This window comes from Streptomyces sp. NPDC052064 (genome assembly GCF_055585925.1).
This window is the reverse complement of record NZ_JBVJJE010000003.1, coordinates 63,113-80,024: the sequence shown is the minus strand read 5'-3', so window position 1 is coordinate 80,024 and position 16,912 is coordinate 63,113. Positions and strand designations below refer to the sequence as shown.

Genomic DNA, 16,912 nt, shown 5'->3' with positions numbered 1-16,912 from the left:
CTGCCTTCACAGCGCGTCCACCGCGCTCACCTTCCACCCGTCGCCCGTGCGGTCCATCGTCATCCGCACCCGGTTCTGGTCCACGCGGGAACCCGTTACCTGGGTGCTCTCGGTGACCTGGTTGACGAAGAGCAGGACCACGACCTTGTCGGGGGAGGCCGAGACGACGGAGGCGGCGGGGGCGCTGCCGGAGCCGGGGGCGGCGACCCTTGCCTTCACCACGCCGTGGTACTTCTCGGCCGTCGGGGCGACCACGGTCTTCGTGGTCTTGCCGTACTCGTCCCGGAAGTCGCCGGTCAGGTGGGCGCGGGCCCTCGAGAAGTCCTTGTCCAGGTGGCGGTAGTCGTACGACAGGACGATCGGGGCCGCTTTCCGCGCGGCCGCGAGCGCCTCGGTCCGGGCGGTCTCCGTCAGGCGGCCGTCGCGGTACTGCCATCCCAGGGCGGCGAGCGCGACCAGGCCGACGACGAGCAGGACGGCCAGGACCGAGGTGAGCAGCCTCCGACGGCCGCCGGGGCCGGGCTCGCTCCGCTCTTCCGGCCCGTCCTCCTCGAACGACTCCGGCGACGGCTCCGGCGGGTCGTCCCAGCCGTCCTTCGGGGCCTCGATGAGGACGGTGCGTCCGGCGAACGGCCGGTCGGCCCGGCGCGGCGACTCCTCGTCGCCGGCCGTCGCCTCGCCCGCTTCGCGGTGGCCGCGTTCGGCGCGCTTCGCCGCCGCGCGGGCGGCCGCCGTCATGGTGCGGCGGGTGCCGGGACCGGGGGCGCGGCCGGTGGTCGTCTTCGGCATGCTGGTACTCCTCGTACTCCTCGTCGGTGCTTGTCGGTCGGCGGATCGGCCCGTGAATCAGCCGACGAACTCGACGTCGGACGTCAGCCAGCGGCCGTCCTTGTGTACGAGGTCGAGCTGGAGCCGGTACGTGCGCGCCTCTCCCTCGGGCACGGCGGTGTTGGTCACCTTGCTGTCGGCGACCACCAGCACACGGGCCGAGTTCTCGTCGGAGCGGACGATGCCCGCCTCCAGGACCTGGCCTTCCGACACGGACTTGTTCTGCGCCACCAGCTTCGTCAACTGGTCGGTCTGTGCGGTGAACTGCTTCTTGAAGTCGCCGGTCGCGCCCGCCAGTACGTTCGCGCTGTCGCGGCCGTAGTGCCGGTAGTCGAGGGAGGTGAAGTTCAGCGCCGACTGGCGGGCCGCGGCCAGGACGCCCTGGCGTCGTTGGTCCGCCTCGCGCTGTTCGTAGAGGCCGAGGGTCAGCCAGAGTGACAGTGCTGTGGTGATGACGGTCGCCGCGACGAGTCCCGCCGTCATCACTCCGGGGCGCACCGGCCTCATGCCATGGGGCCAACGAGCAGCCATTGCCACGACTCCTTTCCGAACACGGCCTGCTGGCCGCCCGTCGAGCCGATCTCGACGTTGCTTCCGTCCGGGCCGGTGGTGGTGCCGGTCTCCGGGTCGTACGGGGTGACGTACGTCGCCTGGTTCGCGCCGCGGTCGGCGGTCGACGCGCCCGGGGCGTTCTGCGCGCCCCGTACCGACGACTCGCTGCCGCGCGGGAGCGTGCAGCGGGCGCCGGTGTTCGCCTCGCGTGTGCTGGTGTCCGCGGGGTCGCGGCGTGCCGTGCCGTACCCCTGGGTGCAGGCCGGCGGGTCGTCGGCGTTCAGGACCAGGCCGAAGTGGGTGGTGCCGTCGCCCGGGACGACCGTGTAGCTGCCCTCGACCATCAGCGGGAAGGTGACCAGGGCCTGCTCCACGCCGGGGAGGCGGGCCAGCGTGACCTGGCCGCCGCTGATCAGGTTGGCCAGCAGGACCGACAGCTGCGGCCCGGTCGACTTCAGCAGCGAGTTCAGCTCCTGCGCCGCCGGCCTCGCGTTGCCGATCAGCTTGCGCAGGTCCCCGTCGCTGGTCTTCAACTGAGCCGAGAGTGCCGCCAGATCGCGCGCGAACGACTTGATCGACGAGCCCTGGTCGGCCTGCGTCTTCAGGACCTTCCGCGAGTCCTCGATCAGGGCGATCGTCTCCGGCAGCGCCTCGGACGCCGACCCGACCAGGGTGTTGCCCGAGTCCACCAGGCGACTCAGATTCGGGCCGGTGCCGGCGAAAGCCTTGCCCAACTCGTCGACCGTGACCCGTAGGTCGTCCTTGCCGACCGAGTTCACCAGGCGGTCCAGGCTGAGGACCATGTCCGTCGTCGACAGCGGCACCCGCGTGCTCTCGCGCGGGATCGAACTGCCGTTCAGCAGGTACGGGCCGTGGGAGGTGCGGGGCTGAAGGTCGACGTACTGCTCGCCCACCGCCGAACGGTTCGCCACCACTGCCAGCGTGTCCGCCGGGATGCGCGGCGCCCCGTCCTCGATGTCGAGCGTGACCGAGACCCCGTCCGGGCCGGCCAGGCGCAGTGCGCCGACCTTGCCCACCGGCACCCCGCGATACGTGACCTCGGCGCCGGGGAAGACACCCCCGGAGTCGGCGAAGTCGGCCCGCACGGTGTAGCCGCGGTCCAGGACCTCGTCCACCAGGCCCGTGTACTCGGCGCCGACGTACGACACACCTACGGCGGTGAGGGTGGCGAAGGCGATCAGTTGCGCCTTGACCGTGCGGGTGATCACGGCTGGACCCCCTTCAGCATCAGCTCGGCGAGTTCGAGGTTGATCCCCTCGGGCCAGCCGCCCCCGGTGCGGGAGCCGCTGGAGCCGTAGTCGGCGGTGCACACCGGCGGGCACAGCGGGTCGTCGCCGCCCGAGGGGGCCGACGGGGACGACGGCAGGTTCGGTCTGCTCGGCAGTGCGGTGGGCGTCGGCGCGCCCGGCACGTCCGGCCCGTCCGGGAGGTCCGGTACGTCCGGCAGGTCCGGGGGCTCGGGAAGCTCGGGTACCTGAGTGTCCCCGCCGTTCCCGCCTCCCGGTTCGTCCGTCAGGTTGCCGTAGATGCCGGCCAGATCGAGGTCCGCCGTGATGTGCAGGTTGACGTAGTCACCCTTGATGGCGTCCACCACGTTGCGCGGGAACGGGTAGGTCGTCAGCAGCTCCAGGGAGTTGGGCAGGTCGCTGCCCGCCTTGTTGAGCTGTCGCAGGATCGGCCGCAGCTGCTTGAGGTTGGCGACCGTGTCGTCGTGCGAGGCGTTGACCACCTTGGTGCCGGTCTTGCCCAGCTTGGACAGGGCGGTGAGCATCCTCGTCAGGTCGCGGCGCTGGTCGGCCAGGACCTTCAGGGCGGGCGGCATCGTGTCGACGGCCTCGGCGATCGTCGTCTTCTCCTTGCCCAGCCGTTTGGCCAGCCGGTCCACGGCCTTCAGCGCGCGGACGATGTCCTGGCGCTGGTCGTCCAGGCCGCCGATGAAGGTGTCGAGCTCCTTGAGCAGGGACTTGACCCGGTTCTCCCGGCCCTCCAGGGCCTTGTTCAGCTCCGTGGTGATCGTCTTGAGCTGGGCCACGCCGCCGCCGTTGAGGAGGGCGGACAGCGCGGACAGCACCTCCTCGACCTCCGGGTTGCGGCCGCTGCGGGACAGAGGGATCACATCACCCTCGCCGAGCCGGCCGACCGGCGTGTTGTCCAGCGGCCTGGACAGCGCCACGTACTTCTCGCCGAGCATGCTGGTCTGCCGCAGCCCGGCGATGGCGTTGGCGGGCAGTTTCACCGAGTCGGCGACCCGGAGGCGGACCCTCGCGTGCCAGCCCTGGAGCTCCACCTTCTCCACCGCGCCCACGGTGACGTTGTCGACCTTGACCGCCGACTGCGGCACCAGGTCCAGGACGTCGCGGAACTCGACGGTGACGTGGTAGGCGTGGCCGTCGGCGGCGGCTCCGCCGGGGAGCGGGACGTCGTACCAGCCGTTGAACTCGCAGCCGGACAGGAGCAGCGTCCCGACGGCCGCCCAGGCGACGGCCCCGCCCTTGCGCAGTGGCCTCATGCGCTCGCCCCCAGGATTCCGCCGAGGGTGCGGTCGACCGTGCCGGTGGCCGCGGTGCCCTGGGGCACTTCGGGCAGGGAGTCGAAGAGGTCCCTCAGGTCCTTGCAGTCGGTCTTCTCCCCGGTCGTCTTCAGGATCGAGCACAGCAGCGACGCCGGATCCTGCGGATGGTCGGGGTTGTTGCGGGTGTCGAGGGTGCCCGCGGAGGGGTTGTAGGCGTTGTTCAGGTTCGACATGCCCGTCGGCGCGACCTCCAACAGCTCCTCCAGCGCCGCACGTTGCGTGACGAGTACCTTGGTCACCTTGCTCAGGCCCGCCACGTTCGAGGTCAGCGACTTCTTGTTCTTCTTCACGAAGTCGGACACGTCACCGAGCGCCGTGCCGAGGTTCTTCAGCGCGGCCGCCAGGTCCTTGCGCTCGCCCGCGAGTTGCTCGGCGACCTTGGCGAGGCTGCTGTTGAACGACCGCACGCTCTTGTCGTCCGCCGCCAGCGCCGCCGTGAACACCTGAAGGTTGCGGACCGTGCCGAACAGGTCCGTGCGGCCGTCGGAGAGAGTCGTGACCGCCCCCGAGAGGTCCTCCACCATCTGGTGGAGGTTCTCGCCCTGGCCGTCGAGGTTGTCGGCGCTGACGCCGAGCAACCGCGACAGGGCGCCGTCCTTGTTGGCGCCCTGGGGGCCGAGCGCCTCGGCCGTGGTGTGCAGGCTGTCGAAGACGCGGTCCAGTTCGACCGGTACGGCCGTACGCGACTCGGGGATCTCGTCCCCGTCCCGCAGCACCGGACCACTCCGGTACACCGGCAGCAGCTGAACGTAACGGTCGCTGACCACCGAGGAGTTGATGATGGCGGCCTGCGCGTCCGCCGGGACCTTGCGGTCCGCGTCGTACTCCAGCTCCACCCGCACCCGGCCGCCCTCCGGCGTGATCTTCTTGACCTCGCCGATCCGCACGCCCAGCACGCGGACGTCCGAGCCGGGGTAGATGCCGACGGTGCGTGGGAAGTACGCCGTGACGCGGGCCGGCTCGGTCCGCGGCCACAGCACGTAGGTGAGCGCGGCGATCAGGGCCAGGGCGGTCAGCACGGCCAGACTCTTCTTCCAGCGGTTGTTCACTGCCCGCCTCCCGTCCGCGGTACCACCGGGGCGGCGACCAGGTTCTGGACGTAGGAGTCGAACCAGCGGCCGTTGCCCAGGGTGTTGGTGAAGACCCGCACGTAGGGGGCGAGGAGCTTGATGCTCCGGTCCAGGCTGGATTGGTTGCGTTCGAGCATCTTCACCACGGTGTTGAGGCCCTTGAGCGCGGGCCCGATCTCCTTCTCGTTGTCCTGGACCAGGCCGGAGAGCTGGATGCCGAGCGCGGCGGAGGTCTTCAGCAGCTTGTGGATCGCCGTACGCCGCTTGCTGATCTCCTTGAACAGCTTGTCGCCGTCCTCGACCAGGGCGGTGAAGTCGCTCGACCGGTCGGCGAGGACGCCCGTCACGCCGTTCGCGTGGTCGAGGAGCTCCTTGAGGGCCTTGTCGCGCGAGGCCACCGTCCGGGAGATCCGCGACAGGCCCTTGATGGACGCCCGTACTTCGGAAGGGGAGTCCTCGAAGGTCGTCGAGATGGTGTCCAGCGCCTTCGCCAGCCGGTCGGTGTCGACCTTCTCCGTCGTGGTGGTGAGATCGCTGAACGCCTGCACGACGTCGTACGCGGAGACGGTCCGCTTCAGCGGGATCTCGCTGCCGGGCTCCAACTGGCCCCGCCCCTCGGGGTGCAGGGCGAGGTACTTCGCGCCGAGGATCGTCTTGACCCGGATCGACGCGCCGGTCTCGGTGCCGAACCCCGGCTCGCCCTTGATCTTGAAGGTGACCTTGACGTGGTCGCCGTCCAGGTCGACCTCCTCGACCTTGCCGACCTTGACCCCGGCGATCCGCACCTCGTCACCCGGCTTGAGACCGCCCGCCTCCGCGAAGGCGGCGCTGTACGTCTCGCCGTCGCCGATCACCGGCAGGCGGTCGGCGTTGAACGCGGCCACGGTCAGCAGCGCGAGGACGGTGAGTCCGACGGCACCGATGACGACGGGGTTTCGATCGCGGAAGGGGCCGAGGTGCGGGCGGCTGAGCCGTATCCTCGGCAGCTTCGGCGGCTCGACACGGACCTTGATCAGCGGTTGCGGGCGCGGCTTGCGGCGCGGCATGAGCCGTACCTTCGGCAGTCGCACGCGAGGCAGCTTCGGCGGCTCCACCCGCACCTTGAACAGCGGCTCCGGACGCTTCCCGCGGCTCATGCCCCACACCTCGCCCTCGCCACGTGCATCTCGGGCGTGAGCACCTGCTTCGTCTTCGGCAGCACGATCCGGCCGTCGAAGTCGCACAGGTAGAAGTTGAACCACGAGCCGTAGGACGCCGTCCCCGTGAGCTCGTTGAGCTTGTTCGGCAGCCTCTTCAGCACGCCCTCCACGGTCTTCTCGTTGTCGTTCAGCGTCCCGGTGAGGTCGGTCAGTTCCGCGATGTCGTCCTTCAGCGGCGGACGCGCGTCCTTCAGCAGGCCCGAGGTGGCCTCCGTCAGATCGCCGATGCTCACCAGCGACTCCCCGATGGGCTTGCGGTCGGCGGACAGGCCCGAGATGACCCGGCGCAGCTGCTTGAGCAGTCCGGAGAAGCGGGCGCCGCGCTTGTCGAGCGTCTTCAGCACGGTGTTGAGGTTGTCGATCACCGAGCCGATCAGCTTGTCGCGGCCGGCCAGCGTCGTGGTGAGCGACGCCGTGTGCGTCAGCAGGCTGTTGACGGTGCCGCCCTCGCCCTGGAGGGTCTTGATGATCTCGGTGGCGAGCTGGTTGACGTCGTTCGGGCTGAGCGCGGCGAACAGCGGCTTGAAGCCGTTCAGCAGCGCGTTCAGGTCGAGGGCGGGCTGGGTGCGCGCGAGCGGGATCGTGCCGCCGGGGCGCAGCCGGGTGCCGTCGCCGGCGCCCTCGGTCAGCGCGACGTACCGCTGCCCGACCAGGTTGCGGTAGCGGATGACGGCGCCCGTGCTGGTGAGCAGCGGCCGGTCCTGGCTGACCGTGAAGGTGACCTCGGCCAGCGTCCGGTCCTTGATCCGGATGCCCTCGACCTCGCCGACCCGCACTCCGGCCACCCGGATGTCGTCACCCTTCTCCAGGCCGGTGACGTCGCTGAAGACCGCGCGGTACTCGTGCGCGGGGGTGAAGGAGATGTTCACGATGGTGGCGGCGAGCAGGGCCGTCGCCAGCACCGTCACGAGCGCGAAGAGACTGAACTTGATCAGCGGGGCGGCGGTCTGCCGGGCTCCTGTGGTGCTCATGCGACGCTCACCGCCGTCCCGCGCGCCATCGGCCCGAACAGCAGCGTCGCGACCGGCGGCACCTCGTCCGCGGGCACGCCCAGCACCGGCGCCACGAGCGAGCCGACGGCCCGCTGCTCGGCCCGGGTGGCGGAGACTCCGTGCGGACCCGAGGAGGCGCTCCCCGGCTTCGAACCGTCGTCGAGGCGGGCCCCGGGTGCCGGCACCGGAGGGTGCGGCAGGTCACGGCAGTCGGGACCGGACCGCTCGCCGTAGCGCGGTTCCTCACCCGGTTCGTACGCGCCCTGCGGCCGTACGACCTCCAGCGTGATGTGCATCTTGCCGCCCCGGAACGCCTCCTCGGACACCTTCTCCTGCCGGACGAGGCCGGCCAGCAGGCAGGGGTACTGCGGGGAGTAGCGGGCGAACAGCTCCAACGTGGGGCGGGAGACCCGGCCGAGGGTGATCAGCCGGTCGCCGTTCGCGTCGAGGAAGTCCTCCGCGGTGCCCGCGACGGTGGCCGTGCTCTTCAGCGCCGCTGCCAGCTGGTCCTTCTTCTCGACGATCGTGCGGCTGGTGGTGACGGTGTTGCGCAGGATCTCCATCAGGTCGGGCGCCGCGTCGCCGTAGACCTCGGCGACGTCGGCGAAGCGTGCGATGTCCTCTTTCAGGGACGGCAGGTGCGGGTTGAGGCGGCGCAGGTAGGCCTCCAGTCGCGTGAGGTTGTCGCCGATCCGGTCGCCGCGGCCCTCCAGGGCGGTGGCGAACGCGGAGAGCGTGGCGTTGAGCTTGCCGGGCTGCACGGTCCGCAGCAGCGGCAGCAGGTCGTTCATCAGCTGCTGGACCTCGATGCCGACGCGGGTGCGGTCCTGGGTGATGACGTCACCGGCGCGGATGGGGCGAGCTGACGAGGACCCGGCACCAGCGGGCGGGACCAGGTCGACGTACTTCTCGCCGAACAGCGTCTTGGGCAGCAGGCGCGCGTGCACGTCGGACGGGATGTGGGCGACATGCTCCGGCTTGAGCGCGATGTCGAGCGTCGCCTTCGTACCGTCGGCCCGCACCTCGCGCACCTCGCCGACCAGCAGCCCGCGCAGCTTGACGTCGGCCCTCGGATCGAGCTGGTTGCCGAGGCTGTCGGCCTCCAGCGTGATCCGCACGACCGGCGTGAACGCCTGCTGGTAGACAGCGACGGACAGGGACAGCAGCAACGCGAGCACGGCGATGAAGACGACACCGTACAACCGCAGTCTCAGCACCCTCATACGGCGGCTCACCCCGCGATCCGTACGGTCGTGCTGGCGCCCCAGATCGCCAGCGACAGGAAGAAGTCCAGGACGTTGATCGCCACGATCGAGGTCCGCACCGCGCGGCCCACCGCGACGCCGACGCCCGCCGGGCCGCCGCTCGCGTAGTAGCCGTAGAAGCAGTGCACCAGGATGATCAGGACGGCGAAGACCAGCACCTTCCCGAAGGACCACAGGACGTCCACCGGTGGCAGGTACTGCTGGAAGTAGTGGTCGTACGTGCCCGCCGACTGCCCGTAGTAGCCGGTGGTGATGGTGCGGGCGGCCAGGTACGAGGACAGCAGGCCGATCACGTACAGCGGGATCACCGCGACGAACCCGGCGATCATCCGGGTCGTCACCAGGAACGGCAGCGAGGGCACGCCCATCACTTCGAGCGCGTCGGTCTCCTCGCTGATCCGCATCGCGCCGAGCTGGGCGGTGAACCCGGCGCCGACGGTCGCGGAGAGCGCGAGCCCGGCCACCAGCGGGGCGATCTCGCGGGTGTTGAAGTACGCCGAGAGGAACGCGACGAAGTTGGAGGTGCCGAGCTGGTTGAGCGCGGCGTACCCCTGCAACCCCACTTCCGTGCCGGTGAAGAACGACAGGAAGGCGATCACCCCGACCGTGCCGCCCACGACGGCGAGCGCTCCCCGGCCGAAGCTCACCTCGGCGAGCAGCCGCAGGATCTCCTTCTTGTAGCGGCGCAGGGTGCGCCCGGTCCACGCCAACGAGCGGCCGTAGAAGGAGAGTTGTGTGCCCAGCGCCTCGAGGGACTTCAGTGGGCGGTCGATGAGTCTCATCGGCTAACCCCTCTGGGGGACGACCTGGAAGTACACGGCGGTCATCACGAAGTTGGTCACGAACAGCAACATGAAGGTGATCACCACCGACTGGTTCACGGCGTCTCCCACACCCTTGGGTCCGCCTTTCGCGGTCAGCCCCTTGTAGGAGGCGACGATCCCGGCGATCGCGCCGAACACCAGCGCCTTGACCTCGGCTGCCCACAGGTCGGAGAGCTGGGCGAGGGTGGTGAAGGAGGCGAGGTAGGCGCCGGGAGTGCCGTTCTGCAGGACGACGTTGAAGAAATAGCCGCCCGCCACGCCGACCACCGACACCAGGCCGTTGAGCAGCACCGCGACCAGCATCGACGCCAGCACGCGGGGGACGACCAGCCGGTGGATGGGGTCGATGCCCAGTACCTGCATCGCGTCGATCTCGTCGCGGATCTTCCGCGCCCCGAGGTCGGCGCAGATCGCCGTGCCGCCGGCGCCCGCGATCAGCAGCGCGGTGACGATCGGCGAGGCCTCGCGCAGCACGGCGAGCACGGAGGCGGCCCCGGAGAAGGACTGGGCGCCCAGCTGCCGGGTCAGGCTGCCGATCTGGAGCGCGATGACCGCCCCGAAGGGGATGGAGACCAGGGCTGTCGGCAGGATGGTGACGCTCGCGACGAACCACGTCTGCTGGATGAACTCCCGCGCCTGGAAGGGCCGTCGGGGGATCGTCCGGACGACGTCCAGCGCCATCGCGAAGAGGCTGCCCGAGTGCCGCAGCGCTCCGACCGGTGACAGGCTCATGCGCCGGCCACCTCCTTCTGATGGAGCTGGGCCTCGCGCCGTGCGATCGCCTGCCAGCGGGGCGGCCGGGTGATGCCCGGTCCCGGCAGGAGGCGCGGAGCCAGCTCCTGACCGCGCACGCCGTCGTCGACCTGCGCGAGCTCCTGTTCGACCTGGGCGGCGTCCTTCTCCTCCGCCATGCCGATCGGGCCCTGCATCCGGCCGTTCAGGAACTGCCGTACGACGGGTTCGTCGCTGGTCAGCAGCTCTTCGCGCGGCCCGAACATCACCAGCTCGCGGCGGAACAGCAGCCCGATGTTGTCCGGCACCTGGCGGGCCGAGGCGATGTCGTGCGTGACGATCAGGAAGGTCGCGTCGATCTGGGCGTTGAGATCGACGATCAGCTGGTTGAGGTAGGCGACGCGGACCGGGTCGAGGCCCGAGTCGGGTTCGTCGAAGAGGATGATCTCCGGGTCGAGGACGAGGGCCCGGGCCAGCCCGGCGCGCTTGCGCATGCCGCCGGAGATCTCGCCGGGCAGCTTTCCCTCCGCGCCGATCAGCCCGACCATGTCCATCTTGTCCAGCACGATGCGCCGGATCTCGCTCTCGGACTTACGGGTGTGCTCGCGCAGCGGGAAGGCGATGTTGTCGTACAGGTTCATCGAGCCGAACAGCGCGCCGTCCTGGAACAGCACGCCGAACAGCTTGCGCACCTCGTACAGGTCGTGCTCGCGGAGCTTCGTGATGTCCCGGCCCTGGATCGTGATGGAGCCGCGTTCCGGCTTGAGCAGGCCGACGAGCGTCTTGAGGAACACCGACTTGCCCGTGCCGGAGGGGCCGAGCATGACCGAGACCTCCCCGGCGGGCAGCGTCAGCGAGACGTCCTGCCAGATGACCTGGTGACCGAAGGACTTGGTCAGCCCTTCCACACAGATCTCGACACCCATCCGGTCCACCCTTCAGCCCATGGAGCAGCTCCGACATCTGCTCTACGGGGAGGGGCGGGGCGTCCGTCGCTCGAGTGGCGGATTTTTTTCGGGCGGGTTTCCGGGCGTGTTTCCGGGCGCTACGGAAGCGGGCTCGGTGTGGGCACGGGGAGTGAGGCGGACGGTGCGTCGGGAGCCTCCGGAGCTTCCGGGACCGCCGTGTCCGTCGGCACGGCGGAGGGCTCCACCGGCAGGTCGGGAACGTCGGGCTTCGGGACGTCGGGCTTCGGGACGTCGGGCACCTGCGGGATCTCCGGCGTGGACAGCACGGGCAGCGGCGACACCGTGACCTCGGGAACGTCCGGGACCTCCGGCAGTGAGGGCACGGACAGTGGGAGGAATGATTCACCGGCGGGGGATTCGACCGCTCCGCGCTCGGCTGCCGAAGCCCCGGACTCAGTCCCCCGAGGCGTACCGCCCCCGCCACCGCCGTCCGGCCGCAGCGTCTCCGCGTCCGGCGAGGCGACCGCGGGCCGAGGCGCCGTACCGCCCCCGCCCCCGCCTCCGCTGCCGTCGAGGGCGTACGGCAGCACGAACCCCGCCACCACCAGGGACGCCGTCGAGGCGACCGCCACGGCCTGTACCCTGCCGACTCCGCGCGGCCGTCCCCACCCGATCAGGAACAGCGCGACCCCGAACGTGGCAGCCAGCGACTGCCGCAGCGTCCGCCGGGCCCGGGCCAGCAACGACTCGACGGTCCGGTAGCTCAGCCCCATCCGGACGGCGACCTGGCCGACGTCCAGGTCCTCCGACTTCAGCCGCAGCGCCTCGGCCTGCCGCGCGGGCAGCTCACCACTGCGCACCGCCAGCCACTTCGCCTCGGCCCGGTCGCACACCGCCTCCTCGACGGGCACCGGACCGGGGGCGATGAGCGTCGGGCTGGTACGCACCTCGGCCTCGCGGTTCACCTGCCGGTAGCGGTCGACGCACAGCCGCATCGTCACCGTCGTCAGCCAGGCCGCGAGCCGCTCCTCGTCCAGGTCGGGCCGCTCGGCGGCGCGCAGCATCGCCTCGTGCACCGCGTCCTCGGCGTCCTCCGGGCTCATCGACCTGCGCCGGGCCACCTTGAGCAAGTGCTCGCGGTGGCTCCACATGCGCCGCCACCGCTCTTCGGCCGCGTGCACCTCCGCAGGTATCTCTGCGGGCATGTCCGCAGGCATGTCCGTCGCCATGAGGACCCCTTCGCGCTCACCCGCCGGTCTCGTGCTGTCCGGCGGGTGGCGACATTACCGCCGAGTATCGGCGGTTGTGGAGGGGGAGACGGTCATCGAGTCCGCGCTGTTACTGGTCAGTGAGGCGCCGCTGGGCAGCAGGTCGTCGCCGGGGAGCTCGATGTCCGGGTCGGGGACGGGGAGTTGACGCTCCTGCGGCTTCCCGGGGTCGGGGGCCGGGCGGGTTCTGGCCGGGGCCGGGGAGGCGGGGGGCGACGGGATGCGGGAAGGCGGGGTGCTCGGGCGGGCGGAGGGAGCCGGCGAGGCCTCCTTCGGCTTCGAGGGAGACCGCGACGGCTCGGGGCGGGCGGAGGGCGCGACGGTGCTGTCCGGTACCACCCGGTGCCCTCCCAGGAAGTACGTGTACCAGGCCCGGACCGTGCGCAGATACGCCGCCGAGTGGTTGTAGCCGAGGATCGCCCGGTCCAGCTGGGCGGGGTCCGACAGGTCCCGGCCGCCCGCGCACAGGTAGCGTCCGGCGGCGAGTGCCGCGTCGAGGACGTTGTTCGGGTCCCTGCGCCCGTCGCCGTTGCCGTCCGCGCCCCAGCGGGCCCAGGTGGACGGGATGAACTGCATCGGCCCGACCGCGCGGTCGTACGCCGTGTCCCCGTCGTGGGCGCCGCCGTCGGTGTCCCGGATCAGCGCGAAGGCCACGCCGTCCAGCCGCGGCCCGAGGATCGGCGCCACGGTCGTACCGTCCGACGTCACCCTGCCGCCCCGCGCCTGCCCCGACTCCACCTGCCCGATCGCCGCCAGCAGCTGCCAGCGCAGCCGACAGCCGGGCGCCTCGCGCGCGAGCCGCTCCTCGGCCCGCCGATAGGCGGCGAACACACTCGCCGGCAGCGCGCCGCCCACCTCCTCCACCGCCGCCCCGCCGCCCGCGCGCTTCCCGGTCCGCAGCGGCGGAAACTCGGTGCGGTACGGGGCGTCGCCGGACACGCTCGGTCCGTCCTCGGCAGGTGCCTGACCGGGCGCCGGTGCGGAGGCCCGCGCAGGGACCGCCCCCGGCGCCTGTGACGCGGTGAGCGCCGCCATCGCCGCCACCGCGGCCGCCACACCTCTGACACGTTTGCCCCTGTGCCCTGCCACGTCCGGCTCCCCTCCCTGTGAGCTGTCTGTCGTCTGCTCTACGGGGGAGGGGGGCGGGTCCGTCGCGGGAGTTGCGCAAGGCGAGCCGGATTCCGGCGAGCGTGGCCGGCACCGCCGTGCCGAGCGGCAGGCGAAGCCGGTGATCGCCCGCCACCAGTGGGAGCCGGTGCACGGCTCCCGGCCGGTCCGCAGCGTCTCGCCCGGCGGCCACGCCGCACATCAGATGGGCGCCGGCCGGCCGGCCGAAGCAGCGGCAGCCGGAAGCCGCTGTACGTCCTGGAGCCTGGCTGCCCTGATGAGAACTACGACCTCATCGAATGGGCAGAGCATCAGGCCGAAGACCTGGAAGATCAGTGGGAATTCGAAAAAAGCCTGCGGAACTGGAAGTCGAGGGGTCCAGAGTCATCCCATGGGCGACCACGGACAACGGAGAATTCCTCTACTGGCTTGTTCGGCCTGGCCGCGAGCCGGACCAGTGGACTGTCATGGTGAACGAGGCGCGCGGCGACCGCTGGGAGCATTTCCCCGTATCCTGCACGCAATTCCTCGCCTCTTCCCTCGACCGAGAGCTGCATTCGAGCATCCTCTCGTCCATGTTCCCCCGCGCTTCGCATGAATTCCGACAGCTGGGTGCGGTATGACGAGGCGGCGCGCAAGTGGATTTGATGAACACGCTGGGGGCTGACGGACGGACAAGGAGTATTCCTCTGCGGCAAGCATGCCGTCCGTCTGGCACGCGAGACCGGCAGCGACGGTGACGAGCGCTCCACGGACAAGGTCTCCCAGTTGGCGCGCAAGACGGCCGATGACGCCGACTTGCGCGGGGCTTCGCCGCCTTCTGGCCAGTCGCTTCCAGCAGCACAGGGCTGCGGCGAGGCCGAGCAAGGCCTGGTAGTTGCGAGAGTGGCGTTCGTAGCGGGGGGCTGAGCCGGCGGTAGCCGGACAACCACTAGATCGTCCGCTCGATCACCCACCTGCGGCGGCCCGACCGTTCGCGGGACTCGATGCCATTCCCGACGCCCCCTGGCAGTCCATGCCCCGCCGGCACTGCCGTGGGAGCACCCACGGCTCGCCTACTGAGCCGCCTTCGGGATTCGAACCCGAGACCTAAGCGTTACGAGTACACCGGTGCCCAGACCTCCACCACTCCACCGCAGACCGCGTCCTACCTCACGGCAGTTGCAGAGCCGCAGGCAGATCAACAACGCTGTGTCCGATCAATCCGAACCAGCTGAGAGGCGTCGCCCGCTCCTCTGCTCCTGGGACTTCTCAGGGACTTCCAGCGCTGTCTGAGGGACTTCCGAGGGACTTTTCGCGGCCTAACGCGGCAAGCCCCTGAAAGATCGGAAAGAACCTCCGACGCAGGTCAGAGGCCCTTTCCGAGGCAAAGCCGCAGGTGGCGGCAGACGAGTCGGGCTGTACGCCGGGTTCTGTTCCGAGGGGTCCTCACGGGCCCTTCGGCGACGGCCATCCATCTAGGGCCGGCGTTGCCACCGGCCTCGTGCGGTCTACCCGCGGACTCGGGCGGGCAGCCCTCGATCGTCCGCGCAGGAGCACCCATTCTTTCGAAGAGGCGCTCCCTCTTGACCTTGCTCCGGGTGGGGTTTACCTAGCTGCCTGAGTCACCCCAGGCACTGGTGGTCTCTTACACCACCGTTTCACCCTTACCGAGGGCCGGAGCCCTCGGCGGTTTGCTTTCTGTGGCACTGTCCCGCGGGTCACCCCGGGTGGCCGTTAGCCACCACCCTGCCCTGTGGAGCCCGGACGTTCCTCGGGGAGCTCCCCGTCAGGGGGACTCCACGCGGCCGTCCGCCCGGCTCGTCTGCCGTGTCGACCATGGTACCCGGCGGATCTCCCGTTTCGGCGCCGCGGCCGTGGCCAGCACCGAGCCCGCCAGGATCAGGGTGAAGGCGACGCCGATGCCGAGGGTCAGCTCCTCGTCCAGGAAAAGGGCGCCCGCGGCGACGGCGACCGCCGGGTTGACGTAGGTGATCACGCCGGCCCGGGTCGGGCCGATCTCCTTGATCAGCTCCAGGAAGGCCACGAACGCGATGGCGGTGCAGACGATGCCGAGGCCGGCGAGGGCGGCCAGGACCTCGGCCGAGGGCATGGTGGCGGGCCGGGTCAGGTAAGCGGCTGGGGCGTAGACGACGGCGGCGAGCGTGAGGCAGGGGGTGATCAGCTGGAGGGTCGGGACGTCCTTGAGATGCCGGGCGGCTATCAGCGGGGCGGTGGCATAGCCGACGACCGTCACCAGCACCTCGGCCAGGGAGCGGGCATCGCCGCCGGTGAGGTGGGGCAGGGTGAGGACGGTGACGCCCGCGAGACCGAGGGCGAGTCCGGCGACACGACGGGCGCCCACGCGTTCCTCGGCGCCGAAGAAGCGGGCCAGGATGAGGGCGACGATCGGCACGCCCGCGATGAGGAGTCCGGCGGTGGAGCTGGACAGATGGCGTTCGGCGTCGGTCAGGGTCCACCAGGGGCCGATGATCTCGATGACGGCGAAGGCCAGCATCGGCTTCCAGTGGGTCCGGACGGTACGGCCGAGGCCGCCCTGGCGGAGCGCGAAGGGGAGCAGGAGCGCGGCGCCCAGCGCGCAGCGCGTGAACACCACCATGGACGGGGACACGGCGTCCACCGCCACCTTGATCATCAGGTAGGGGACGCCCCAGACCACTCCCATCAGGGAGAACAGGAACCAGCCGCGTGCAGTCATACGGCGAGTCTCGGTCCCCTCACCCCGCCGCGTCTTGAACGCTGTTGCGGTACGCCGCCGGGGTCACGCCCAGCACCCGGCGGAACCAGCGGGTGAGGTGCGCCTGGTCGGCGAAGCCGACGAGGCCCGCGACCTCGGCGGGGCGCAGGCCGGTTTCCAGGAGGCCGCGGGCCCTGGCCACACGGTGCTGGGCGAGCCAGGCGTAGGGCGGCACACCCATCGTCGTACGGAAGGCGCGCAGCAGCTGGTAGCGGGACAGGCCCAGGTCGGTGGCGAGGTCGGCCAGGGAGGGGGGTTCCAGCAGCTCGTCCGCGAGGCGGTCGCGCACGGCCCGCGCGATGTGGCCGGTGCCGGGCACGGTGTCCTCGCTCGCCCGGGCCGTGGAGTGCCGGCGGGCCAGGGCTGTGAGCAGCCAGGGCAGTCGGGACTCGGCCTCCAGGGGGTCGGGGCAGGCGCTGATGTCGGTGTGGGCGGCGCGAAGGGCGGTGGCCAGTTCGGGGTCGTGCAGGACGGGGTCGCGGAAGTGCGGGGTGCAGCCGAGCGTGCCGTCGGTGAGGAGGGACGGCTCGGCGTACAGGGCCTGGTAGGCGTAGCCCTCGCGGGCGGCCGGACCGCCGGTGTGCATCTCGCCCGGTTCGAGAACGACGATCGAGCCGGGGTAGGAGTGGATCAGACCGCCCCGGTACGCGATGACCTCCGAGCCGCCGACCGTGACGCCGATGGTGAACTCGTAGTGGGCGTGCGGAGCGTAGACATGCTGATCGAAGTGGGCGGTGAGCAGGTCGAGGGGCGGCCCCTCACGCCCCAGCCGCGCCCTGGCCCAGCGGGCCTGTTCCCGTATCCGCCCCCGTGTGCTCACCTCGTACTACCTCCCCG

The 16,912-nt window shown here is 70.7% G+C and carries 14 protein-coding genes, 1 other RNA gene and 2 pseudogenes; all 17 read right to left on the bottom strand.

Features of this window, described 5'->3' with window-relative positions; genetic code table 11:
• Positions 1 to 6: 6 nt before the first annotated feature.
• The 17 genes and pseudogenes from ACZ6TU_RS08280 to ACZ6TU_RS08200 all read right to left on the bottom strand — a co-directional run bounded on the left by ACZ6TU_RS08280 (position 7) and on the right by ACZ6TU_RS08200 (position 16,895).
• Positions 7 to 789 (bottom strand): hypothetical protein, encoded by a 783-nt coding sequence (locus ACZ6TU_RS08280; protein WP_467680718.1) that lies wholly within the window; start codon positions 787 to 789, stop codon positions 7 to 9.
• A gap of 57 nt (positions 790 to 846) precedes the next feature.
• A complete protein-coding gene (locus tag ACZ6TU_RS08275) occupies positions 847 to 1,335 on the bottom strand; it encodes a hypothetical protein (RefSeq protein WP_469547847.1) in 489 nt (162 codons plus the stop codon).
• On the bottom strand, positions 1,332 to 2,609 hold the full coding sequence (locus ACZ6TU_RS08270) for an MCE family protein (protein WP_467680714.1): 1,278 nt from the start codon (positions 2,607 to 2,609) through the stop codon (positions 1,332 to 1,334). Before ACZ6TU_RS08270 ends, ACZ6TU_RS08275 begins: the two co-directional genes overlap by 4 nt.
• Positions 2,606 to 3,910 carry an MCE family protein gene (locus ACZ6TU_RS08265; protein WP_467680712.1) on the bottom strand — a complete coding sequence of 435 codons (1,305 nt, stop codon included), beginning with the start codon at positions 3,908 to 3,910 and terminating at the stop codon, positions 2,606 to 2,608. Before ACZ6TU_RS08265 ends, ACZ6TU_RS08270 begins: the two co-directional genes overlap by 4 nt.
• Entirely contained in the window at positions 3,907 to 5,022 is a 1,116-nt protein-coding gene (locus ACZ6TU_RS08260) for an MCE family protein (protein ID WP_467680710.1), read from the bottom strand. The genes ACZ6TU_RS08265 and ACZ6TU_RS08260 overlap by 4 nt, the downstream gene beginning before the upstream one ends.
• Positions 5,019 to 6,179: an MCE family protein gene (locus ACZ6TU_RS08255; protein WP_467680708.1), complete on the bottom strand. Its 1,161-nt coding sequence runs from the start codon at positions 6,177 to 6,179 to the stop codon at positions 5,019 to 5,021. The genes ACZ6TU_RS08260 and ACZ6TU_RS08255 overlap by 4 nt, the downstream gene beginning before the upstream one ends.
• Positions 6,176 to 7,213, bottom strand: a complete 1,038-nt coding sequence (locus ACZ6TU_RS08250) for an MCE family protein (protein ID WP_467680706.1) — start codon at positions 7,211 to 7,213, stop codon at positions 6,176 to 6,178. Before ACZ6TU_RS08250 ends, ACZ6TU_RS08255 begins: the two co-directional genes overlap by 4 nt.
• Positions 7,210 to 8,457: an MCE family protein gene (locus ACZ6TU_RS08245; RefSeq protein WP_467680704.1), complete on the bottom strand. Its 1,248-nt coding sequence runs from the start codon at positions 8,455 to 8,457 to the stop codon at positions 7,210 to 7,212. The genes ACZ6TU_RS08250 and ACZ6TU_RS08245 overlap by 4 nt, the downstream gene beginning before the upstream one ends.
• Before the next feature lie 8 nt (positions 8,458 to 8,465).
• Positions 8,466 to 9,281, bottom strand: a complete 816-nt coding sequence (locus tag ACZ6TU_RS08240; protein ID WP_467680702.1) for an MlaE family ABC transporter permease — start codon at positions 9,279 to 9,281, stop codon at positions 8,466 to 8,468.
• Between the two features lie 3 nt (positions 9,282 to 9,284).
• Positions 9,285 to 10,055 (bottom strand): MlaE family ABC transporter permease, encoded by a 771-nt coding sequence (locus ACZ6TU_RS08235; protein ID WP_010036858.1) that lies wholly within the window; start codon positions 10,053 to 10,055, stop codon positions 9,285 to 9,287.
• Complete coding sequence (locus tag ACZ6TU_RS08230) at positions 10,052 to 10,981, bottom strand: ABC transporter ATP-binding protein (protein ID WP_467680700.1); 930 nt, start codon at positions 10,979 to 10,981, stop codon at positions 10,052 to 10,054. The genes ACZ6TU_RS08235 and ACZ6TU_RS08230 overlap by 4 nt, the downstream gene beginning before the upstream one ends.
• A gap of 119 nt (positions 10,982 to 11,100) precedes the next feature.
• Entirely contained in the window at positions 11,101 to 12,192 is a 1,092-nt protein-coding gene (locus ACZ6TU_RS08225; RefSeq protein WP_469547453.1) for an RNA polymerase sigma factor, read from the bottom strand.
• Positions 12,193 to 12,246: 54 nt separating this feature from the next.
• Complete coding sequence (locus ACZ6TU_RS08220) at positions 12,247 to 13,266, bottom strand: lytic transglycosylase domain-containing protein (RefSeq protein ID WP_467680907.1); 1,020 nt, start codon at positions 13,264 to 13,266, stop codon at positions 12,247 to 12,249.
• A gap of 891 nt (positions 13,267 to 14,157) precedes the next feature.
• Positions 14,158 to 14,332: pseudogene (locus ACZ6TU_RS08215) on the bottom strand (transposase); the annotation flags it as partial.
• 391 nt (positions 14,333 to 14,723) lie between these two features.
• An RNA gene (gene rnpB, locus ACZ6TU_RS08210) (RNase P RNA component class A) lies at positions 14,724 to 15,141 on the bottom strand.
• Positions 15,142 to 15,256: 115 nt separating this feature from the next.
• Positions 15,257 to 15,973 (bottom strand): annotated as a pseudogene (locus ACZ6TU_RS08205) (DMT family transporter); the annotation flags it as partial.
• 82 nt (positions 15,974 to 16,055) lie between these two features.
• Positions 16,056 to 16,895: a helix-turn-helix domain-containing protein gene (locus tag ACZ6TU_RS08200; RefSeq protein WP_469547451.1), complete on the bottom strand. Its 840-nt coding sequence runs from the start codon at positions 16,893 to 16,895 to the stop codon at positions 16,056 to 16,058.
• Positions 16,896 to 16,912 lie beyond the last annotated feature (17 nt).

Excerpts from the sequence above, each read along its gene's own strand:
- ACZ6TU_RS08230 (WP_467680700.1), bottom strand. The coding sequence starts at position 10,981 with ATGGGTGTCGAGATCTGTGTGGAAGGGCTGACCAAGTCCTTCGGTCAC.
- ACZ6TU_RS08245 (WP_467680704.1), bottom strand. The coding sequence starts at position 8,457 with ATGAGGGTGCTGAGACTGCGGTTGTACGGTGTCGTCTTCATCGCCGTG.
- ACZ6TU_RS08240 (WP_467680702.1), bottom strand. The coding sequence starts at position 9,281 with ATGAGACTCATCGACCGCCCACTGAAGTCCCTCGAGGCGCTGGGCACA.
- ACZ6TU_RS08220 (WP_467680907.1), bottom strand. The coding sequence starts at position 13,266 with ATGGCGGCGCTCACCGCGTCACAGGCGCCGGGGGCGGTCCCTGCGCGG.
- ACZ6TU_RS08275 (WP_469547847.1), bottom strand. The coding sequence starts at position 1,335 with ATGAGGCCGGTGCGCCCCGGAGTGATGACGGCGGGACTCGTCGCGGCG.
- ACZ6TU_RS08225 (WP_469547453.1), bottom strand. The coding sequence starts at position 12,192 with ATGGCGACGGACATGCCTGCGGACATGCCCGCAGAGATACCTGCGGAG.
- ACZ6TU_RS08235 (WP_010036858.1), bottom strand. The coding sequence starts at position 10,055 with ATGAGCCTGTCACCGGTCGGAGCGCTGCGGCACTCGGGCAGCCTCTTC.
- ACZ6TU_RS08265 (WP_467680712.1), bottom strand. The coding sequence starts at position 3,910 with ATGAGGCCACTGCGCAAGGGCGGGGCCGTCGCCTGGGCGGCCGTCGGG.
- ACZ6TU_RS08255 (WP_467680708.1), bottom strand. The coding sequence starts at position 6,179 with ATGAGCCGCGGGAAGCGTCCGGAGCCGCTGTTCAAGGTGCGGGTGGAG.
- ACZ6TU_RS08280 (WP_467680718.1), bottom strand. The coding sequence starts at position 789 with ATGCCGAAGACGACCACCGGCCGCGCCCCCGGTCCCGGCACCCGCCGC.
- ACZ6TU_RS08250 (WP_467680706.1), bottom strand. The coding sequence starts at position 7,213 with ATGAGCACCACAGGAGCCCGGCAGACCGCCGCCCCGCTGATCAAGTTC.